General features: G+C 73.6%; 4 protein-coding genes. All 4 read right to left on the reverse strand.

Annotated elements, in window-relative coordinates:
• On the reverse strand, positions 1–618 hold a 618-nt coding region (locus tag KBX39_RS28390; RefSeq protein ID WP_210873474.1), incomplete at its 3' end, for a PepSY domain-containing protein.
• Between the two features lie 254 nt (positions 619–872).
• Complete coding sequence (locus KBX39_RS28395) at positions 873–1,640, reverse strand: trans-aconitate 2-methyltransferase (protein WP_210873475.1); 768 nt, start codon at positions 1,638–1,640, stop codon at positions 873–875.
• 19 nt (positions 1,641–1,659) lie between these two features.
• Positions 1,660–2,175 (reverse strand): AAA family ATPase, encoded by a 516-nt coding sequence (locus tag KBX39_RS28400; RefSeq protein WP_187692446.1) that lies wholly within the window; start codon positions 2,173–2,175, stop codon positions 1,660–1,662.
• A 15-nt stretch (positions 2,176–2,190) separates the two neighbouring features.
• The coding region (locus tag KBX39_RS28405) for a crosslink repair DNA glycosylase YcaQ family protein (protein ID WP_210873476.1) at positions 2,191–2,662 on the reverse strand (472 nt) is incomplete at its 5' end.

The raw sequence follows: 2,662 nt of genomic DNA on the forward strand, positions 1-2,662 counted from the left end.
GAGCAGGTGTGTCGTCCGGGCGCGGGTGGCGCTGCGGCGGCGCCACCACAGGACTACCCCGCCGAGAACGAGAACCCACAACCAGCTGGCGGCGATCTCGGAGTAGTGCCGGCCGACCTCGCCGAGATGCAGGTTGCGGTGCAGGTCGTCGAGCCAGGTGGTGGCCGGGGTGGAGCCGAACCAGGTGGTGAGCCGCCCGGTCACCTCGCCGGTGTACGGGTCGACGTAGACGGTGTGCTGCTTGTCGCCGAGTTCCTCGAGCGAGAACACCACCTGGGTGGTCCGGTCGCCGGTGCCGGGCGCCACGGCGGCGATGGTGCCGTCGGGGTGCGCCGCCCGCGCGGCGGTGACCTGTTGGGCGAGGGTCTTCGGCTGGTCACCGACGGTGGCCACGGTCAGCCGGTCGCCGTAGAGGGCCTGGTCCAGCTGCGGGGTGATGGTGTACGCCAGGCCGGTCAGGGCGGCGACCAGCAGGAACGGGGCAACCAGGATGCCGGCGTAGAAATGAAGCCGGGTCAGCAGCGCGGCGAACGGCGTGGGCTGGCGGCCCGGCCGAGCGGCCGGCGCGGCGGTGGAGGTGTCCGGCGCGGGATCGCCGGACAGTTCGGTGACGGACATCGACTACTCCGATCGAAAATATCGGCTTTTGGTTCGGGGTGGCTCGTGCCCGTCGAGCCGTGGGCCGCCCGGCTGCCGTGTCCCGATCGAGTAGTCGGTCAGGTGTGTCAGGAAGTTCCCTCGTCCGCGTAGATCTTCGGGTTGTCGTCCGGCGCGGTGCCAGGACGCCTCCGCGTGCCGACGGCGGCGAAGGGGCCCCGTGGCGGGCCGACTCGCGCCAGGGTGCCGTCAAGGGATCACCCGGTGCCGGGTGATCAGGTCTGCGACGTCCGCCGGGCCAGGTGGACCGTGACGTCCGCGGTGACCTCGACCGCGCCGGGCAGTACATCCCGGACGCGGCGGAACACCTGCTCACGGACATGTGGCGGCGGTTCGAGATAGGCCGAGACGGTCGACAGGAGACCGACGAAGTCGTCGGCACTCATCGTGATCCGCCGCGCGATCTCCGACTGGCGTACGTCGGTGAACCACTCGGACGCGTGCAGCTCGGTGCCGGGCCACTGCATGCCGGCGTCCGGCGGCGTCCCGTCCGGCGACGGGATCTCGTCGTCGGCGAGGAACTCGGCTCGGGCCGCGGCCACCGCGTCGCGCAGCGCCGGGTCGGCCAGCCGCAGCGGCCCGCCGAACGAGGCGAACACGCCACCGGGCACGAGCAGCCCAGCGACCCGCTCCCACCGGCCCGCCGGGTCGGTCCAGTGCAGCGCCGCCGCCGCGTACACCAGGTCGTGGTGCTCGCCGGTGCGCAACTGCTCGAACGCGGCCTGCCGGACCCGCACGTCCGCGGGCACGCGCCGGCGCAGTTCGGCGAGCATCGCGGAATCCGGGTCGGTGGCGGTGACCGCGATGCCGCGCCGCGCGAACAGCCGGGTGGCCTTGCCGGTCCCGGCGCCGATCTCCAGGGCGGTCCGGACCGGCCGGTCCGCGTACGCCAGCACCAGGTCGGCAAGCTCCTCGGGGTAGCCGGGCCGGAACCGCTCGTACGCCTGCGCCGCCGCTCCGAAGCTCAACGCGCGATCCGGCATGCCGAGCATCCTCCCACGATCAGGCTGCGCCCGTGACGTGCGCGGCGACGGCGTCGGCCACCTGCTCGGGCGGGACGGTGGCGTCGATCAGGTGGGCGTCGGTCACCGACGCGAACGTGTCCAGCGCCCGGGCGACGTGGTCGTGCCGCCAGCCGCGCGCGCCGGACTCGACCTGGTCGGCGTCGATCCGGGCCCGCAACCGGTCCTCGGGGAGCGTGAGCACGACCTCGCGGACGTCGACGCCCGTGGCGCGGATGCCGCCGAGGATCTCCGCGCGGTACGCCGGGACGAGCAGGCTCATCGGCACGATCCAGATGCCCGGGTGGTGCCGGTCCAGGCCGGTGACCGTCTGCACGACGAGGTGACGCCACAGGGGCAGGTCCTGGAAGTCGCCGGTCGGCGGGGTGACGAACGCGGTGAGCATCGAGCCGAGGAACTCCGGGTCGAACAGCCGCGCGTCCGGAAGCGACTCCGTGAGCAGCCGCGCGGTGGTCGTCTTGCCGACACCGAACGCGCCGTTGATCCAGACGATCACGCGATCATGATGCCATCACGCGGCGAAGTCGACACCCGCGAGCGGCACGCCCCGGTACGCGGCGAGGCGCTCGGCCTCGGCGACGACCGCGTCGCGGGTGCTGCCGGGGAGCCTGCGCCACGGCTGGACGGCGACGGTGAACGACCGGCCGGACTTGCGGGGCCGCCAGGTGCCGGCCAGCTCCCCGTCGGCCAGCACGGCGCCGGGGCGGCCCAGCACCGGCCACAACTCCTTGGCGCGGGCCGCGTCCGGCACGAGCGTCGCCCGGTCCTTCGCCTGGAGGAACAGGTCGAACGGGCCGAGCAGGCGGGTCGTGCTCACCTCGGCCGACGTCAGCGCCGCCTCGTCGGCGGCGAGCAGCCAGCGCGTCTCACCGTCGACGCTCACCTCGACCGCGTCGCCCGGCCAGCGGGCCTTGACCTCCTTGACCGGGGCGTCGAGGTAGTCGGCGACATGCTTCGGGGTGGCCGGGCCGAGCAGCCGCAGG

The organism is Micromonospora sp. D75, assembly GCF_018070405.1.
In the GTDB taxonomy this organism is placed as follows: Bacteria; Actinomycetota; Actinomycetes; order Mycobacteriales; family Micromonosporaceae; genus Micromonospora; species Micromonospora chalcea.

Bases quoted from the DNA above. Each gene is read 5' to 3' on its own strand.
- KBX39_RS28395 (WP_210873475.1), bottom strand. From the start codon at position 1,640: ATGCCGGATCGCGCGTTGAGCTTCGGAGCGGCGGCGCAGGCGTACGAG.